This window comes from Halobacillus sp. Nhm2S1 (assembly GCF_019599545.1).
Lineage (GTDB): Bacteria > Bacillota > Bacilli > Bacillales > Halobacillaceae > Halobacillus.
Genome location: NZ_JAIEZV010000003.1, coordinates 443748 through 460752, shown reverse-complemented (window position 1 = coordinate 460752; position 17005 = coordinate 443748). Strand labels below are relative to the sequence as shown.

17 protein-coding genes are annotated in these 17005 nt (G+C 43.7%); 15 read left to right on the top strand and 2 right to left on the bottom strand.

Going from position 1 to position 17005, the window contains the following annotated elements:
* Window positions 1-79: 79 nt before the first annotated feature.
* The 8 genes from K2225_RS14215 to yajC all read left to right on the top strand — a co-directional run bounded on the left by K2225_RS14215 (window position 80) and on the right by yajC (window position 5953).
* Window positions 80-832: a YebC/PmpR family DNA-binding transcriptional regulator gene (locus K2225_RS14215; protein WP_220585330.1), complete on the top strand. Its 753-nt coding sequence runs from the start codon at window positions 80-82 to the stop codon at window positions 830-832.
* 80 nt (window positions 833-912) lie between these two features.
* Complete coding sequence (locus K2225_RS14210) at window positions 913-1482, top strand: BofC C-terminal domain-containing protein (RefSeq protein ID WP_220585329.1); 570 nt, start codon at window positions 913-915, stop codon at window positions 1480-1482.
* A gap of 140 nt (window positions 1483-1622) precedes the next feature.
* Entirely contained in the window at window positions 1623-2240 is a 618-nt protein-coding gene (ruvA, locus tag K2225_RS14205) for a Holliday junction branch migration protein RuvA (RefSeq protein ID WP_220585328.1), read from the top strand.
* Between the two features lie 18 nt (window positions 2241-2258).
* Window positions 2259-3260: a Holliday junction branch migration DNA helicase RuvB gene (gene ruvB, locus K2225_RS14200; RefSeq protein WP_220585327.1), complete on the top strand. Its 1002-nt coding sequence runs from the start codon at window positions 2259-2261 to the stop codon at window positions 3258-3260.
* A complete protein-coding gene (locus K2225_RS14195) occupies window positions 3257-3454 on the top strand; it encodes a DUF2905 domain-containing protein (RefSeq protein ID WP_146812733.1) in 198 nt (65 codons plus the stop codon). The genes ruvB and K2225_RS14195 overlap by 4 nt, the downstream gene beginning before the upstream one ends.
* Window positions 3455-3483: 29 nt before the next feature.
* Window positions 3484-4509 carry a tRNA preQ1(34) S-adenosylmethionine ribosyltransferase-isomerase QueA gene (gene queA / locus K2225_RS14190; protein WP_220585326.1) on the top strand — a complete coding sequence of 342 codons (1026 nt, stop codon included), beginning with the start codon at window positions 3484-3486 and terminating at the stop codon, window positions 4507-4509.
* Window positions 4510-4540: 31 nt separating this feature from the next.
* Window positions 4541-5680, top strand: coding sequence for a tRNA guanosine(34) transglycosylase Tgt (gene tgt / locus K2225_RS14185; RefSeq protein WP_146812735.1), 1140 nt, complete (start codon window positions 4541-4543; stop codon window positions 5678-5680).
* A gap of 15 nt (window positions 5681-5695) precedes the next feature.
* Window positions 5696-5953, top strand: coding sequence for a preprotein translocase subunit YajC (gene yajC, locus K2225_RS14180; protein ID WP_089652641.1), 258 nt, complete (start codon window positions 5696-5698; stop codon window positions 5951-5953).
* A 48-nt stretch (window positions 5954-6001) separates the two neighbouring features.
* Here yajC and K2225_RS14175 read toward each other — a convergent pair whose 3' ends face one another.
* Window positions 6002-6385, bottom strand: a complete 384-nt coding sequence (locus K2225_RS14175) for a TIGR04086 family membrane protein (protein WP_220585325.1) — start codon at window positions 6383-6385, stop codon at window positions 6002-6004.
* Window positions 6386-6510: 125 nt separating this feature from the next.
* Between K2225_RS14175 and K2225_RS14170 the strand changes: the two genes are divergently transcribed.
* Entirely contained in the window at window positions 6511-7797 is a 1287-nt protein-coding gene (locus tag K2225_RS14170; RefSeq protein ID WP_220585324.1) for an ArsB/NhaD family transporter, read from the top strand.
* 20 nt (window positions 7798-7817) lie between these two features.
* Window positions 7818-8510, top strand: coding sequence for a DUF421 domain-containing protein (locus K2225_RS14165; RefSeq protein ID WP_220585566.1), 693 nt, complete (start codon window positions 7818-7820; stop codon window positions 8508-8510).
* A gap of 637 nt (window positions 8511-9147) precedes the next feature.
* On the opposite strand, the gene spoVB is transcribed toward K2225_RS14165, so the two are convergent.
* On the bottom strand, window positions 9148-10704 hold the full coding sequence (spoVB, locus tag K2225_RS14160) for a stage V sporulation protein B (RefSeq protein ID WP_220585323.1): 1557 nt from the start codon (window positions 10702-10704) through the stop codon (window positions 9148-9150).
* Between the two features lie 113 nt (window positions 10705-10817).
* On the opposite strand from spoVB, the gene K2225_RS14155 reads away from it, so the two are divergent.
* The 5 genes from K2225_RS14155 to K2225_RS14135 all read left to right on the top strand — a co-directional run bounded on the left by K2225_RS14155 (window position 10818) and on the right by K2225_RS14135 (window position 16903).
* Window positions 10818-11114 (top strand): post-transcriptional regulator, encoded by a 297-nt coding sequence (locus K2225_RS14155; RefSeq protein ID WP_220585322.1) that lies wholly within the window; start codon window positions 10818-10820, stop codon window positions 11112-11114.
* Between the two features lie 167 nt (window positions 11115-11281).
* A complete protein-coding gene (gene secDF / locus K2225_RS14150; RefSeq protein WP_220585321.1) occupies window positions 11282-13561 on the top strand; it encodes a protein translocase subunit SecDF in 2280 nt (759 codons plus the stop codon).
* 126 nt (window positions 13562-13687) lie between these two features.
* Window positions 13688-14017, top strand: coding sequence for a LapA family protein (locus K2225_RS14145; protein WP_220585320.1), 330 nt, complete (start codon window positions 13688-13690; stop codon window positions 14015-14017).
* A 56-nt stretch (window positions 14018-14073) separates the two neighbouring features.
* Window positions 14074-16401 (top strand): single-stranded-DNA-specific exonuclease RecJ, encoded by a 2328-nt coding sequence (gene recJ / locus K2225_RS14140; RefSeq protein ID WP_220585319.1) that lies wholly within the window; start codon window positions 14074-14076, stop codon window positions 16399-16401.
* A complete protein-coding gene (locus tag K2225_RS14135) occupies window positions 16391-16903 on the top strand; it encodes an adenine phosphoribosyltransferase (protein ID WP_146812750.1) in 513 nt (170 codons plus the stop codon). Before recJ ends, K2225_RS14135 begins: the two co-directional genes overlap by 11 nt.
* Window positions 16904-17005: the final 102 nt, after the last annotated feature.

The following is a 17005-nucleotide window of genomic DNA, read 5'->3' as shown; positions in this document are numbered from 1 at the left end:
GAGTAGAGACCAATGCGTAAGTAAACTTACGTAAAGATACATGGAACTAAAAGATTTGTCTGGGAGAGGAGAATGTCCAATGGCTGGCCATTCAAAATGGAGTAATATCAAGCATCGAAAAGGTGCTCAAGATGCGAAACGCGGAAAACTCTTCATGAAGCTTGCCCGTGAGATCTTCATGGCCGCGAAACAAGGGGGCGGAGATCAGGAAACGAACCCTGCGCTGCGCATAGCTGTAGATAAAGCAAGATCAAACAATATGCCGAAAGATAACATCGACCGGGCCATAAAAAAAGCGACCGGGGATCTTGAGGGTGTCAATTATGAAGAATATACGTACGAAGGATATGGTCCTGGGGGAGTAGCGGTTATGGTTAAAGTATTGACGGACAACAAAAACCGTACAGCTGCAGACGTCAGACACGCGTTCAATAAAAATGATGGCAATTTAGGTGAGAATGGCTGTGTCTCCTTCATGTTCAACCGCTGGGGCTATCTTGTCATTGACAGAGAAACCACAGAGGCTGATGAAGAAGAACTGATGCTTGAAGTTATTGAAGCGGGTGGAGAGGAAATGGAAACAACAGAAGAGCAATTTGAGATTTATACAGATCCCGAATCTTTTTCGGATGTGAAGCAGTCCCTCGAAGAAAGCGGCTATGCTTTTACCACTAGTGAAGTGACCATGATTCCTGAAACCTATATGGAACTCGGCGAAGAAGGCGTAGAAAAGATGTTGAAGCTGATTGATATGCTCGAGGATAATGACGACGTTCAAGAAGTCTATCACAACCTTGATGCTGATGAAGCCATTCTAGAAAAATTATCGTGATCTCCCGTTGCTATGATAATAACTTCTGTTTCTGGACACACTAGAAACAGAAGTTATTTTAATTTAGGGGGGATCCTGTCATGAAACGATGGGCCTTAATTGTTGGGTTAGCCATAGGGATGGCCGTATTGAGTTGGTCGATGATCGATCATACTCCTCAGAAGACCTTTAAAGATAACATGCCCCAAAGAGTTATCCAGGGTAAAGGGAGTCAATCAGAAGCAGTGGCCACATTAGTGAAGCCTGAACCTTTGAAACTCACGGTCATTCTGAAAGAGCATTATATAGATGGTGTGACAGAAACCACGAAGAAAGAAGAAACCATTTGGTCTATGATGGATTTTTGGGCTTCGTATGAGGGATGGGTGGTTGAAGAACAGGAATTGGATCAAGTAGTTTTTCAAAGGCAAGTTGATGATATTTCTCCCTTGACTAAACAGACGGGGTATTTTGGATTGACAGAGGATGGGGAGTTAGCGGTCTTTCAAGGCCTTCCTGATCAGGGGAAAGTCATAGAATCCTTTAAACCTGTACCTATAAAGCCTTTGGAGACAAAAAGAGAGAAAGAGTTGAAACAGGGGATCAAAATCAAAGATCATCGTCATTTTGAGCAGGTCGTCCGTCAATTCTCCAAAGAAGAAGAAGTATAAATGAAGTAAAACAGCCACGAATTGTAGTGGCTGTTTTATGCCGTTTCAAGGGGGATTCACGGCTTTTATTCATGGGCGAACATGTGCTTGTATGTTACAATAGGAAGGATAGCAATAAAGGGTAGAGAGGGAATTTTACAATGATTAGTTACGTGAAAGGTCAATTGACGACACTCGATGAAGGGTCGTTGACAATAGAAACAGGCGGCATAGGATACGAAGTACTATGCGCAAATCCATATCATTTTCAAGATGCGATGAACAAGGAAGTCAAAGTACATACGTACCACTATATAAGAGAAGATAATCAATCGCTTTTTGGATTCAAGAAAAAAGAAGACAAACAACTATTCGCTCAATTACTGAACGTTTCCGGGATTGGACCAAAAGGAGCTCTTGCTATTCTTGGAACAGTCAGCGTACCAGAATTCGTTTCGGCCATTGAGCAGGAAGACGATAAATACTTAACGAAATTTCCAGGAGTAGGAAAGAAGACAGCACGGCAGATGATTCTTGATCTGAAAGGAAAATTGATTGTCTGGCTTCCTGATGAAGAAAATGAGGACACCCTTTTCTATCAGGAAGATTTGACCTCGAAAGAGAAAAGGGCCGTAGTAGACGACGCGATAGAAGCATTAAAAGCTTTAGGGTACACAGAAAAAGAAGTGAAGTTTGTCCGTACAGAACTTGAGAAAGCCAAACATGGCAGCGTAGATGATTATGTCAGACAAGGGCTGCAACTATTGATGAAATCTTAAGGTGAGGAGGGATGAATGTTGGAAGATCGCATGATATCTGGGGAACAACAGGATACCGATCAGGAGATTGAGCTTAGTTTACGACCAGAAACTCTGAAGCAGTATATTGGTCAGGATCAGGTGAAAAATAACCTAAGCATCTTCATTGAAGCGGCAAAAATGAGAAACGAGCCGCTTGATCATGCGTTGTTGTATGGACCTCCTGGTTTAGGTAAAACAACACTTGCTTCGATTATTGCAAATGAGATGGGCGTCCAGTTTCGAACAACAGCTGGTCCAGCCATTGAAAGAGCCGGGGACTTAGCAGCGATTCTATCATCATTGGAACCAGGAGATGTTCTTTTCATTGATGAAATCCATCGCCTTCCACGTTCTGTTGAAGAAGTCCTCTATCCTGCAATGGAAGATTTTTGTCTTGATATTGTTGTAGGTACGGGTCCAAGCGCGCGCTCCGTAAGACTTGATCTTCCGCCTTTCACTTTGGTCGGAGCCACGACTCGAGCAGGATTGCTTTCTGCCCCTCTAAGGGATCGTTTCGGAGTGCACAGCCGTCTGGAATATTATGATACGAAGGCGCTCTGCGCAATTGTAGAAAGGACAGCAGAAATCTTTTCTGTTGAAATCGATGCTGCGGCAGCTGTCGAAGTGGCACGTCGTTCGAGAGGGACACCAAGAATTGCCAACCGCTTGTTGAAGCGTGTCCGCGATATTGCCCAGGTGAAAGGGGAGACAGTCATCAGCAAGGAAACGACGCAGGAAGCGCTTGAAATGCTTCAAGTAGATGCGGAAGGTCTTGATTTTGTCGACCACAAGCTGCTGAAAGGCATCATGGACAGCTTCCAGGGCGGTCCCGTAGGTTTGGATACGATAGCCGCAACGATTGGAGAGGAGCCTCAGACCATCGAGGACGTTTATGAGCCTTTTCTTCTGCAAATTGGTTATATCCAACGGACGCCAAGAGGCCGCGTAGTCACACCAAAAGCTTACGCACACTTCAACAGGGAGGTGCCTGGCTCTTGACGGGCTTTGGTAAAATCTTTATTGTGATAGGGATTGTGTTCATCGTGATCGGAATTTTATGGAGTATATTTGGAAAGTTACCAGGTGACCTAAGCTTCAAAAAAGGAAACGTCACGTTTTACTTTCCGATTATGACGTCCATTATCGTGAGCATTGTCCTCTCATTGATTTTCTATTTCATAAGGAAATTTTGATACATTAAACATAAGAATAGGGGATTCACATGGAAATTAAGCAATACGATTTTGATTTACCGGAAGAGCTGATCGCTCAAGTTCCATTGGAAGATCGGACAGCTTCCCGGCTCATGGTTTGTGACCGCACAGAGCAAACCATTGAACATCGTCATTTTTCTCAAATCACCGATTACTTAGAAAAAGGTGACTGCCTTGTTTTAAATAATACGAAGGTTTTACCAGCTCGCTTATATGGAGCGAAAGAGGGGACTGGTGGGAAAGTCGAGGTCCTTCTTCTTCACCAGACTGAAGATGATGAGTGGGACGTGCTTGTCAAACCCGCGAAAAAGGTGAAAGTGGGCACGAAGATTGTCTTCGGAGAAGGGAAACTTGTAGCCGAGTGTACAGAACTGCAGGAGCACGGAGGACGCAAGGTCAAATTCCGTTACGAAGGAATTTTTCTTGAAGTATTGGAATCTCTGGGAGAGATGCCTTTGCCTCCGTACATCAAAGAGCAATTGTCTGATAGAGATCGATATCAGACCGTCTATGCGAAAGAAGAAGGCTCAGCAGCTGCTCCCACAGCCGGATTGCACTTTACCGAAGAACTGTTGGAGGATTTGCAGGCCAAGGGAATCGAACTTGCGTATTTGACGCTCCACGTAGGGCTTGGCACCTTCCGACCTGTCAGTGTAGATCAAGTGGAGGAACATGATATGCATGCCGAATTCTATCAGTTGAGTGGAGAAACAGCCAATCAGTTGAATGCTGTCAAAGAAAGAGGCGGAAGAATCATATCTGTTGGGACGACTTCAACGAGAACTCTCGAGACGATTATCCGTGATCACGGAACATTCAAAGAGGCAAGCGGTTGGACGGATATCTTCATCTATCCTCCTCAAAAGCTGAAAGCCATCGATGGATTAATTACAAACTTCCATTTACCGAAATCCACACTAATTATGTTGGTGAGCGCCTTTGCTGGACGCGATTTTATTTTGGAAGCCTATAAACAGGCAGTAGAAGAAAGGTATCGCTTCTTCAGTTTTGGAGATGCGATGTTCATTAAATGATCTTATGGATCAAGAGTGAGAAAGGGTAGAAATCATGGCAATCACATATGAATTGATTAAAACATGTAAGCAGACAGGCGCACGTTTAGGAAAGGTCCATACTCCACACGGATCTTTTGAAACTCCAATGTTTATGCCTGTTGGTACACTAGCAACCGTTAAGACAATGAGTCCGGAAGAGTTGGAGCGAATGGGCGCACAAATTATCCTCTCAAATACGTACCATTTGTGGCTTCGTCCGGGAGAAGACATCATCGAAGAAGCGGGTGGTCTTCACAAGTTCATGAACTGGAACGGTTCCATTCTAACGGACTCCGGCGGCTTCCAAGTCTTCAGTTTGAGTGATCTTAGAAAAATTGAAGAAGAGGGTGTCCATTTCCGTAATCATATTAGTGGGGAGAAGCTTTTCTTATCTCCAGAAAAAGCGATGCACATTCAAAACGCCCTTGGACCGGATATTATGATGGCCTTCGATGAGTGCCCTCCATATCCCGCCGAGCATAAGTACATGAAAGATTCTGTGGAGCGTACAAGCCGTTGGGCTGAGCGCTGCTTGGAAGCACACAAGCGTCCACATGATCAGGGCTTGTTCGGGATCATTCAAGGTGGAGAGTATGAAGATTTACGCCGTCAGAGTGCTCGAGACCTGACATCCATGGACTTTCCGGGTTATGCGATCGGAGGACTGTCTGTGGGTGAACCGAAGGACGTCATGAACCGTGTGCTTGAATTCACTACGCCTCTTATGCCGGATCAAAAGCCCCGTTACCTGATGGGTGTTGGTTCACCGGACTCCTTAATTGATGGAAGCATCAGGGGCATTGATATGTTTGACTGTGTGCTCCCAACACGAATTGCAAGAAATGGGACACTGATGACTTCTGAAGGAAGACTTGTGGTAAGAAATGCGAAATTTGCACGTGATTTCCGTCCAATTGATGAGAATTGTGATTGCCACACATGCAGAAATTACAGCCGTGCTTATATCCGCCATTTAGTCAAAGCTAACGAAACATTTGGTTTCAGACTTACGACTTATCATAATCTTTATTTTCTGTTAAACTTAATGAGGCAAGTGCGTGAAGCCATTAGAGAAGATCGACTCGGTGACTTTAGAGAAGAATTCTTTGAAATGTATGGTTTCAACAAACCAAACGCAAAGAACTTTTAGAAAGGGGGAAAATAAATGGATACATTAGTGGGTTTACTGCCAATTATTCTAATGTTTGTCATTTTCTATTTCCTATTGATTCGACCGCAGCAAAAGAAACAGAAGCAAGTTCAACAAATGCAGTCGGACCTCCAAAAAGGCGATAGAGTTATAACAATCGGAGGACTTCACGGAACGATTCATGCGATTGATGAAGGTACTCTTGTGATTTCTGTACAAGATGGTACTCAACTGAAATTCGATCGTTCGTCCGTACGTGAAAAATTGAGCTAATCAAATGCAATCCCGCTACATATCCTTGTAGCGGGATTTTACGTTTTATCATCTTTTTACAGTTTTTCGTGGCAGGTTGACCCCTATCATACCTCCAAGCCAGGCTGCAAGGACCAGTCCTCCAAAATAACTCAACTGAGGCAGGGACACCCAGGAGTTTTCAAAAATAACCTGAAATAAAATCATGGCACTGACGAAGATCACCCCTGTCATCCCTCCAGAGAGCCATCCCTTTTGCTCTCCCTTATAGGCAGCGAGCATGCCCCCAATGGCGAGTATGCTAATACCGGCGACTAATGCCATTTGATTGAGCGTCTCGTATTCCATTCCAGTGAACCTTAGTAAAAGTGCCAATACGCCAGCAAACACAATCATGAGAATAAAAATAGAGCCGACTCCATACCCCAGGACCCCTGACAATAGCTTTTTCATCCTATCCCCCCTTGATATGCTTGTCACTTTTATCTATATGCACGAAAACTCTATAGATAGAAGCAGATATTTTCATCTGGACTTGAATAAGTATTAGTAAAGTCCGTCCAAAAAGGGGAAGATCTATGTCAACTGTACTCGCAATCCTTATCTTTGTAGCTAGCTATGTACTGATTATGACGGAGAAGTTAAACCGTGCACTGGTAGCTGTAGCAGGTGGCGTACTTCTTTTAATGACAAAGATTTATGAGTGGGAACAAGCATTTGGTTTCATAGACTGGAATACCGTTGCCCTCCTTTTTTCTATGATGGTGTTAGTTTCTATCACGAAAAAAACAGGGATTTTCACTTTTTTAGCTATTTGGTTAGCGCAGCTTGTAAAAGGAAGGCCTGTTCCGTTGTTGCTTGTAACCGCTCTGTTTACAGCGGTAGGGTCTGCCTTTTTAGATAATGTTACGACGGTCCTCTTGTTTGTACCTGTGTTATTAACCCTCGTAGATCGTTTGAAGCTACCAGCTTTTCCCTATCTGATCATGACGATTTTCAGCTCCAACATTGGGGGAACCGCTACGCTTATTGGTGATCCTCCAAACATTATGATCGGACAGGCGGTGGACCATTTCAGCTTTGTTTCCTTCCTTTATCATCTAGGGCCGGTAGTATTGATTATCTTTATCCTCGTAACGATAGGCGTCATTTTGTTATTCCGCAAAGGGCTTACGTATGATCAGGCATTAGCTGAAGATTTAATGAGAGTAGATGCAAAAGAACACTTGAAAATGTCTCCGTTGCTCTTCCAATCCATCTCAGTCATGCTTCTTACCATCGTCGGTTTTATGATGCATCCATTTATCCATATGGATATTACGACCATTGCCGTCAGTGGAGCACTCTTATTGTTGTTCTTGTCTGAGAAAGAGCTTGATGTTGAACATGTCTTTCAAGAAGTTGAATGGGTGACATTATTTTTCTTCATGGGCCTGTTTATGCTTGTAGGTGGATTAGAGACGGTTGGAGTCATTGATGAATTAGCTAGAGGAATGGTATGGATCTCTGGTGGAGATATGCCGGTCACTTCGATGGTGATGCTTTGGAGTGCGGGAATTCTTTCAGGTGTCGTTGACAATATTCCGTTCGTTGCCGCTATGATTCCTGTCGTTCAAGAACTTCAAGGGTATGGAATGATGAACGTTGATCCAGTCTGGTGGTCTTTAGCGTTAGGGGCATGTCTTGGAGGAAATGGCACACTTGTCGGCGCATCCGCCAATGTGGTTGTTGCCGGCTTAGCAGCCAGTCATAATAAACCGATTCCTTTTATTAAGTTCTCCCTTTACGGCTTTCCGGTTTTGATCCTTTCCTTAGTGGTATCGTCTATTTACGTTTGGTTTCGCTATTTGCTTCCATTCCTCTAATAAAACAGGAAAAATAGGTGATGTTAACTAGAGGGAAACCTTTAGGAAAGGTTGTGCTCGGATTGCTCGTATTCAGCATTATCATTCGCACACTTATCACCTATTTGATCATCCTTTTTGTTTTTCGATTCATGGGGAAAAGAGAAATAGGTGAACTTAGTGTTATGGATCTAGTCGTATTTATTATGCTAGCTGAAATCGCCGTCTTTCTTATCGAAAATCCAGATGAGGCTATTTGGAAAGCCATCGTCCCCATGGCCGTTCTCCTTGCGATTCAAATAGGGAGTGCATGGATTTCTTTGAAAAACCAGCGGTTCAGAAATTGGTTCGATGGAAAGCCTTCCATTATTATTAAGCATGGAAAAGTAGATGAAAAAGAGATGAGACGGCAACGCTATAATTTCAACGATTTGTTATTACAATTACGAGAACATGGCATTCAACAAGTCGGAGACGTTGCATACGCTATTTTGGAACCATCGGGGAAACTGTCTGTGTTCGAAACGAAAGATGACGGAAGCTCTGATTATGCTGTTGTATTAATTGCTGATGGCGAAGTACAATACAGTGGCCTTCAAACAATTCGAAAAAACAAACAGTGGCTTGTAAATGAAGTCCGAAAACAAGGGTTTCATTCTTTCAAGGAAATATCTTTATGTACAATTAACGACCAGGGCGAAGTCCAAATTGATCGAAACAACGAATTCCAATAATCCAACTCTTTAAGAAAGATATTTGAGTTTATTTAACTAACTGGCAGGTTTGTGGAAGACTCCGTTTCGAGATGTTTCTGGGGTTCGTTTCCTTGTTGGGCGTCAGGGGTGGCTGGGAAGCTACTCGCTTTCCTGCGGGGATGACGGCAAGCCTCCTCGTGCTTTTGCACTGTGGGGTCTTGCCAGTCGATCCATTCCCGCGGGAGTCTCGCAGCTTCCCAACCACCCCTTTCGATGTAAGGGAGAAACGAACCCTTATACCCAGTTGGAGGGTCTGCAACTATCCAGCTGTTAGAGGTATAAAGCGCTCTGGATTAAGCTTTTAAGTGTTATGGAGGTGTTTTATAACCCCCTTCCCATAATTATACGAGCTGACCATTTGGTAGTGGTTTCTAGAATCTTCCATGGCAAAGGGGCAGAGGGGAATGGCGAGACTACTGCAGGAAAAAAGTGCAGGGTGAGACCCCACAGGACGAAGTCCGAGTAGGCTCACCGCGCTCCCGCGGAAAGAGAGCTATTCCCCACAGCCCCCATCCACTCAACAAAAGTCTCGAAACTGAGTCTTCAAGTAAAGAGAGCTTTTGTGAACTAATATGAAATCAAAAAAGAGGACAAAAAAATAACCGCTTCCAGGCGGTTATTTTTTGTGGAAGAGGCGGTTCCAGGGGATCATTTTTACTTCTTCCATTCGAATTAATCGAAAAACGAATAACAGTAGAAGGTACAAAACAGTAAGTCCCATACCCATCGTCAACAACTGCGAAAGTGGTTTGCTCTCAAGAAGCCAGTTGTGTTTCCATTGAAACCCAACAATCCCGATAATGCCGATTACAAGACCGAATCTAATGAACATCTGGAATGGGAAGGTGATGACTTTGTATTTCATAAGTACACCTAAATGCAGCAGGGTAACAACAACGACACCGACTACGATGGCAAGCGCCACGCCATGAATGCCGAACTCAGGACGAGAACTTAATCCGACTAGAACAATAAACTTGATAATGGCCCCAATCAGCGTGTTCCACATGGCCGGTCGGGCTAAATCCAAAGCCTGCAAGGTTGCTTGAAGAGGCGTCTGGATATAATGAAGTAGAAAGAATGGTGCCATGAACTGAAGCATGAAAGAGGCCTGGCTCGTCCCATACACCGTCGTAAGGATGACAGCCGGGAAGATCATGAACACAATCGTGATGAGCCCTCCGGACGCAATAGATAATCGGATCGACTGCATGATTCGGTAAGCAATTGTTTCGTTTTTACCTTGAGCTGCCGCTTCACTGATTGAAGGAACGAGAGCAATAGAAAGAGCGTGAGTTAAAAAAGTCGGCAAAAAGAGCAGGGGCAGTACATAGCCCGTGAGCTCTCCATATTGTTTGGTAGATTCAATAGCCGTAATTCCTGCAATAGCCAGGCTTTGTGCAACGAGGATCGGTTCAAAGAAATACGTCAAAGAACCAATAAAGCGGCTTCCCGTCGTTGGAAGAGCGATTGTCATTAATTCATTAAGCGTCTTCTTGCCCTCATGGATATGCTTTTTCCACGATTTTCGCAAACGGAAGCTTTTGTGGATGTTGAATTGTCTCAACATATACATCAAAGAAACAAATTCACCTATCACAGCAGATACCATGGCTCCAGCGGCTGCATATTGGACGCCATAGGGATAAAGCATTTTAGTAAGGATCACGACTGAACCAATTCGGACGACTTGTTCAATAACTTGAGAGATCGCCTGTGGTTTCATGTTCTGTCTGCCCTGGAAATAGCCTCGAATCACAGATGATATGGCGATAATAGGGATGATGGGAGTGACGGCTAGCAATGGATACAAGGCTCTTGAATCTGTGAGAAAGTAGGTGGCTACAATTGGGGCTAAAAGAAAGAGTCCGATTGTGAACAAGATGCTTAACGAGCCCGTGATTGCAAGCGAAACTAATAAAATGCGCTTGATCTTGCTTTCGTTCCGAGTCGCCTCTGCTTCTGACACTCTCTTTGATATGGCTACAGGAAGACCGAACTGTGTGATGGTAATGGCTAAAATCAAAGTAGGTAAAGCCATCATGTAAAGCCCCACACCTTCAGGTCCCATAACGCGGGCAACGACGATCCTATTAACGAAACCGAGTAAACGGGTGATCAGTCCAGCAGCAACCAGAATCAGTGCACCATGTAGAAAAGTTTGTTTTGACATATGATTGATCCGCCTTCTCAAAGAAATGAAATTCCGCTACAATGAAGTATATGCGTAAGGATGGACAAGGCATGACACCCGTTTACGAAAACCTTAGAGTGAGGAGTAACTTAATGGATCAGACAAAAGTGGTCACAAGCTGGAGAAATGAACTGAAAATAGTCTTGCAAAGCAAAGTAGAGGAGTTACACTTATTAGGTTATAAACGTGCGACCGAAGAAGAAGTGTGGGATTGTTTAATAAAGAAAGTTTGGAATGGCGAACCAGAAAAGAGGCTGCACCAAATCGTCCAGGATATCTTACACTTGCAGACACATACATACACAAGTTATCTGACTACAGAGGCCTATCAGAATGATGATCTTCTATCTTCCATTGAAGCACTGAAAGGAACTTCAGAATATGAATAAGGCAGGAGATCTTTACGGTGATCTGCGTAAAGTTTTTCCTATTGTTGCGAAAGTTTGAAAAAGTAGTAGAATAGGTACGGGGATTATCAAATATTGTCTATTAGCATTTATACATATAGTCGATGGATCATCGCATGTGTTCGTACATAAAGGAGGAACAGGACAGTATGGTGAAACGAGGGCGGATCGTAGCCTTTTTTATCGTGGTTTTATTACTGGCTGCTACGATTGGGACGACCATAACAGGAGTTACAAAAGATATTAAGTTAGGATTGGATTTGCAGGGTGGCTTTGAAATCTTATACGATGTCGAGCCGCTAGATGAGGACCAGGAAGTGAATGACCAGGTTCTCGAGGCTACGGCACGTTCATTGACAGAGCGTGTGGATACACTAGGTATAAGTGAAACGAACATCACCATTGAAGATGGGGGAAGAATTCGAGTACAGCTTGCTGGTGTGGAAGATCAGCAAACAGCAAGAGAACTGCTCTCGACAACAGCTGAACTTTCTTTCCGGGGCACGGATGGAAAATTGTATATGGATGGTTCCGATCTTGTTGAAGGAAGTGCTCAGCAGTCTTATCATCCAGACACGAATGAACCCATCGTAACGTTGAAGGTTAAAAGTGCTTCAAAGTTTTATGATGTTTCAGAGGAAATTTATAACACTCCGAACGATCCAAACACACCATATCCGGACAATCTATTAGTGATATGGTTGGATTATAATGAAGATACTTCCTTCGCTGAAGAATGGGGGAAAGAAGACCCGGCTTACATTTCTGCACCAGGGTTCTCAGACGGACCCGTCCGTAGTAATTCGGTAATGATCAGTGGAGATTTCACTCAGGAATCCGCTAAACAATTGGCAGATATTCTGAATGCTGGATCATTACCTGTTAATCTTGAAGAAACCTATTCGACATCTGTCGGTGCTCAATTCGGTGAGCAAGCCATGAACAAAACCATCCTGGCAGGCTTCATCGGAATTGCAGCCATCTTCTTGTTCATGATTGCGTATTATCGTTTCCCGGGGATCATTGCAACACTAACGTTGAGTGTGTACATCTATTTAATTCTCGTGGTTTTCGAATTGATGAATGGTGTTTTGACACTGCCTGGTATTGCCGCCTTAATTCTTGGTGTCGGTATGGCCGTAGACGCCAACATTATTACGTATGAAAGAATTAAGGAAGAATTGAAATCTGGTAAATCTCTTCTAACAGCCTATAAGGCAGGAAATAAGCGTTCCTTAGCAACCATCCTTGATGCGAACATTACAACATTGATTGCAGCCACTGTGCTTTTCATTTTCGGAACAAGTTCAGTCAAAGGTTTTGCAACGATGTTGATTGTGAGTATTCTCGTCAGTTTCATAACGGCCGTGTATGGTACGCGATTATTCATGAGTTTATGGGTGAAGAGCCGTTTCTTGAATAAGCGTCCGAAATGGTTTGGTGTGAAACCAGAGGATATTCATGATATTGCTGAAGGAGATGAAGTCGAAGCAACCTTCATGAAACGCAAATTCGATTTCGTAGGTTTGAGAAAACGATTCTTCACGATTTCCATCGTCCTCGTAGTGGCGGGAATCCTGGCCCTTGCTTTCTTCCGCTTGAATCTGGGAATTGACTTCACTAGCGGTTCCAGGGTGTCCATTTTGTCTGATGGCAATATTACATCAGAACAAGTGGAACAAACATTGGAAGAAGAATTTGATGTCAGTCCGAAACAGGTCATCATTTCCGGGGACAATAGTGAGATTGCAGTCGCTCGTTTCGATGATGAACTGAGTAAAGATAAAATCGGTGAAATTCAAAGCTATTATGAAGAAGAGTTCGGCAACACACCGAACGTCAGCACTGTATCCCCGATTGTTGGTCAAGAGCTTGCTAAAAACGCAGCCCTGGCTGTTTTATATGCGTCCATCGGGATCATCATCTATGTTACGATTCGTTTTGAAATCTTCTTCGCTTTGACAGCAATTATTGCCTTGCTGCATGATGCTTTCTTCATCGTTGCTTTCTTCAGTTTAACGAGATTGGAATTCGATATTACCATCATTGCAGCGATTCTTACCATTGTCGGTTACTCGGTGAATGATACGATTGTAACGTTCGACCGGATCCGGGAAAACTTGAGGATGAAGAAGAAAGTGAAATCATTTAAAGAGCTTGCGAAAGTCGTCAATGACAGTCTCATGCAGACGCTTGCCCGCAGCTTCAATACAGTCCTTACTGTCATTTTCGCAGCTGTGATGCTGTTATTCTTCGGAGCATCATCCATTACGAACTTCTCATTCGCTCTAGTTATCGGATTATTGGCAGGAACGTATTCGTCCCTGTTCATTGCGTCTCAGCTCTGGCTCATATGGCGTGGCCGTAACATCAAAGATAACCCGATCAACTATGTGAAAAAGAAAAAGACTGACGGCCCTCAAGTGTAAGGTTAGAGGGGCTGCATATAATAAGGCCATCCTCCATGAGGATGGTCTTATTTGGTTATTACAGACTCTTTCAGGGTATATGAATAATAGGAAGAAAACCTTTATCTACGAAGGAGTGTGTAAGTTATGAAAGGACAAAGCTATCTCATTTTGGCTTTCATCTTTGCCCTAGTAATTGCTATTTTTGCCGTCATCAATGTAGATCCTGTTCAGGTCAATTACTTGTTTGGGTCAGGAGAGGCACCACTGATTCTCGTCATTCTTATATCTGTTTTATTAGGTGGGTTAGCCACAGCATCTGCAGGGGCTTTACGTTATTACAGATTAAAGAAAGAAAATAGCAGGTTGAAATCAGAAGCCTCCTCCTCTGACAGCTTCTCAGAAGAAAATGGGGATGTGTCAGAAGAAAAGGAAGCAGCTCCTGAAGAGGAAAGTTCTTCTTCGAAAGTCACATAATTGCGTTTGCTCCCCCTGGTTCCCTCTTGTATAATAGATGGGTCAGGGGTGAACTTATGATACAAAGCAAGATGAAATGGAAATTTACATATAAAAATTCGGAAGAAAGTTCGACAGGCCTACCAGGTGTAACTCCGCTTACTCATCAGCTTTTAGAAAAAAGAGGGGTGCATAGCGCGGAAGCAGCGGACCGTTTTTTAAACCCTTCGATTGATCAGCTTCACGATCCGATGCTCATGGAGGGGATGGATACTGCCGTGGCTCGTGTGAAAGAAGCCATCGCATCTGATCAGTCTATTCTTGTGTTTGGTGATTATGATGCGGACGGAGTTACCTCTACATCTGTCATGGTGGAAGCGCTCCGAAAAGCAGGAGCGGACTGCGACTTCTATATTCCCAACCGTTTTACAGAAGGGTATGGACCAAATAAAGAAGCGTTTCAGTTTGCCTATGACTCTGGTTATGCGCTGATCATAACGGTGGATACAGGTATTGCCGCTATGGAAGAAGCGTCATTCGCGAAAGAACTGGGTCTGGATTTGATTATTACGGATCACCACGAAGTCCAGGAGGTTCTTCCTGATGCCTATGCCATTATCCACCCAAAGACTTCAGCGGATTATCCATTCCAGGAATTAGCTGGTGTCGGTGTTGCATTTAAATTCGCCCATGCTTTATTAGGACGGTTTCCAAAGGAGTTTCTTGACCTTGTTGTGATTGGTACGATTGCCGATCTTGTGCCTCTGAAAGGGGAAAACAGGGTGCTTGCTTCCATTGGTTTACAGGCAATCTCCCACTCGTCCCGCCCTGGAATTCAGGCGTTGAGAAAAGTGTGCAACATTGAGGGGGATATGAATGAAGAGACGATTGGTTTTACAATCGGCCCCCGCCTCAATGCTGTAGGGCGTTTGCAGGATGCAACACCAGCGGTCGATTTATTGCTTTCAGAGGATTTGGAAGAAGCTGAACAAATAGCAAGCTTTATTAATCAGTTGAACCAGGAAAGGCAGAAAATTGTTGCTGCCATTGCGAAGGAAGCCGAAGAAATGGTTTCCGTTGAAAATGGGGAAGCTGAGAATGTCATTGTGGTTGCTAAAGAGGGTTGGAACCCAGGCGTTCTTGGAATCGTCGCTTCCAAACTCGTCCGTCAATTCGACCGCCCGGCGATTGTGCTTGCCATTGATGAAGAAAAAGGGGAAGCTAAAGGTTCAGCACGCAGTATTGATGCTTTTGACTTATTCTCGAACTGTATGGAAATACGACAACGGTTTATACACTTTGGTGGGCATGCTCAAGCGGCAGGGATGACATTGGCTCTTGATCAGATTGATGGTTTGCGAAGCGATTTAATTTCCTTAGCTGAGGAAAAACTATCCGATGACGACTATCAACAAGTTCTTGATATTGAAACAACGGTTGAGCTGGAAGACATATCCCTGAAACAAATCGAGGAAGTGAACAAGCTTCGTCCATTTGGAATGGGTAACCCGAAACCTTTGTTCCATCTCAAGCACACCCCAAAAGAAGTACGGTTAATTGGCAGTAAGAAAAATCATCTGAAGTTCCAATTCCAAAGTCAGCAATCACGTTTGGATGGAATTGCATTTGGGATGGGAGATCTTTATCAGCAGATATCCCCCCAGGCCGCATTGGACGTTGTAGGAGAACTTGGTGTCAACGAATGGAACGGCCGCAAAAATCTGCAAGTGATGATCAAGGATCTCCGTGTGAAAGATTGGCAGTTATTTGATCACAGAGGCTCTAAGCATATAGAGAAAAATTTGATGATCCCGCCAAACCAAACGTATGCAGCTGTCAGCTTTCAAGGAAAAGAAGAAGCACCATGCGATGTTCCCGTCCTCCAGGCAGGGGAAGTGGAGCATGGAGAATCCTATGATGGCCTTCTGATTATCGATCTTCCAAAACGTATGTCGGATATGACGGATCTTTTATCTAAACTTGAAACTCGTAAAGTCTTTGTCTGTTATCATATACAGGAGAGTACTTTTCTAAAAACATGGCCTTCGAGGGACCACTTCAAATGGTTTTATGGTATGCTATTGAAGCGTGGTCGGTTCAACCTTCATGAAGAAGCGGATTTACTTGCCAATCGTAAGGGATGGGACAAGTCCATGGTGGAATTTATTTCTGAGGTGTTTTTTGAACTCGACTTTGTTAAAATAAAAGACGGGATTATTACAGCAGAATCCGAACCTTCTCAAAAAGATTTACGCGAATCTTCGCTTTATCGTCAACGGGAAGAACAGCTGCAAATCGAACGTACCTTGTATTATTCCACATATAAAGAATTGAAGAGTTGGTTTGACCAATATATGAACCAGCGTTTTAAGCAAGTCAAGGAGGAAGTAACGAATGGATTATAAAGAGCATATTGCAATCGTTGAAGATTGGCCGAAAGAAGGTGTCCAATTTAAGGACATCACTCCATTGATGGATAATGGCCCGGCATTTAAAGCAGCGGTTGATGAAATTGTAGAATACGCAAAAGACAAAGAAATCGATATTGTAGTAGGACCGGAAGCTCGTGGGTTTATCGTCGGATGCCCTGTCTCTTATGCATTGGAAATTGGCTTTGCACCTGTGCGTAAAGAAGGAAAGCTTCCACGCGAAACAATTAAAGTGGATTATGGTCTGGAATACGGAAAAGACGTATTGACGATTCATAAAGACGCAATTAAGCCAGGTCAACGAGTACTGATTGTCGACGACCTTCTTGCGACTGGTGGTACCATTGAAGCGACCATCGACCTTGTCGAGCAGTTGGGCGGGGAAGTAGCGGGGTGTGCGTTCCTGATCGAACTCACATACTTAGATGGCCGCAGCAAATTGGACGGACATGACGTCCTTACTTTAATGCAATATTAATGGAAAGAGTGCCCTTATTAGGGGCGCTCTTTGTTTTACAATTGATCATCGGGCTTTTCCCTTTACAAGAAGAGTCCTTTTTTTGATAATGTTAATCAAATA

Excerpts from the sequence above, each read along its gene's own strand:
- K2225_RS14215 (WP_220585330.1), top strand. The coding sequence starts at position 80 with ATGGCTGGCCATTCAAAATGGAGTAATATCAAGCATCGAAAAGGTGCT.
- K2225_RS14210 (WP_220585329.1), top strand. The coding sequence starts at position 913 with ATGAAACGATGGGCCTTAATTGTTGGGTTAGCCATAGGGATGGCCGTA.
- ruvA (WP_220585328.1), top strand. The coding sequence starts at position 1,623 with ATGATTAGTTACGTGAAAGGTCAATTGACGACACTCGATGAAGGGTCG.
- queA (WP_220585326.1), top strand. The coding sequence starts at position 3,484 with ATGGAAATTAAGCAATACGATTTTGATTTACCGGAAGAGCTGATCGCT.
- yajC (WP_089652641.1), top strand. The coding sequence starts at position 5,696 with ATGGATACATTAGTGGGTTTACTGCCAATTATTCTAATGTTTGTCATT.
- K2225_RS14175 (WP_220585325.1), bottom strand. The coding sequence starts at position 6,385 with ATGAAAAAGCTATTGTCAGGGGTCCTGGGGTATGGAGTCGGCTCTATT.
- K2225_RS14170 (WP_220585324.1), top strand. The coding sequence starts at position 6,511 with ATGTCAACTGTACTCGCAATCCTTATCTTTGTAGCTAGCTATGTACTG.
- K2225_RS14165 (WP_220585566.1), top strand. The coding sequence starts at position 7,818 with ATGTTAACTAGAGGGAAACCTTTAGGAAAGGTTGTGCTCGGATTGCTC.
- spoVB (WP_220585323.1), bottom strand. The coding sequence starts at position 10,704 with ATGTCAAAACAAACTTTTCTACATGGTGCACTGATTCTGGTTGCTGCT.
- K2225_RS14155 (WP_220585322.1), top strand. The coding sequence starts at position 10,818 with ATGGATCAGACAAAAGTGGTCACAAGCTGGAGAAATGAACTGAAAATA.
- secDF (WP_220585321.1), top strand. The coding sequence starts at position 11,282 with ATGGTGAAACGAGGGCGGATCGTAGCCTTTTTTATCGTGGTTTTATTA.
- K2225_RS14145 (WP_220585320.1), top strand. The coding sequence starts at position 13,688 with ATGAAAGGACAAAGCTATCTCATTTTGGCTTTCATCTTTGCCCTAGTA.
- recJ (WP_220585319.1), top strand. The coding sequence starts at position 14,074 with ATGATACAAAGCAAGATGAAATGGAAATTTACATATAAAAATTCGGAA.
- K2225_RS14135 (WP_146812750.1), top strand. The coding sequence starts at position 16,391 with ATGGATTATAAAGAGCATATTGCAATCGTTGAAGATTGGCCGAAAGAA.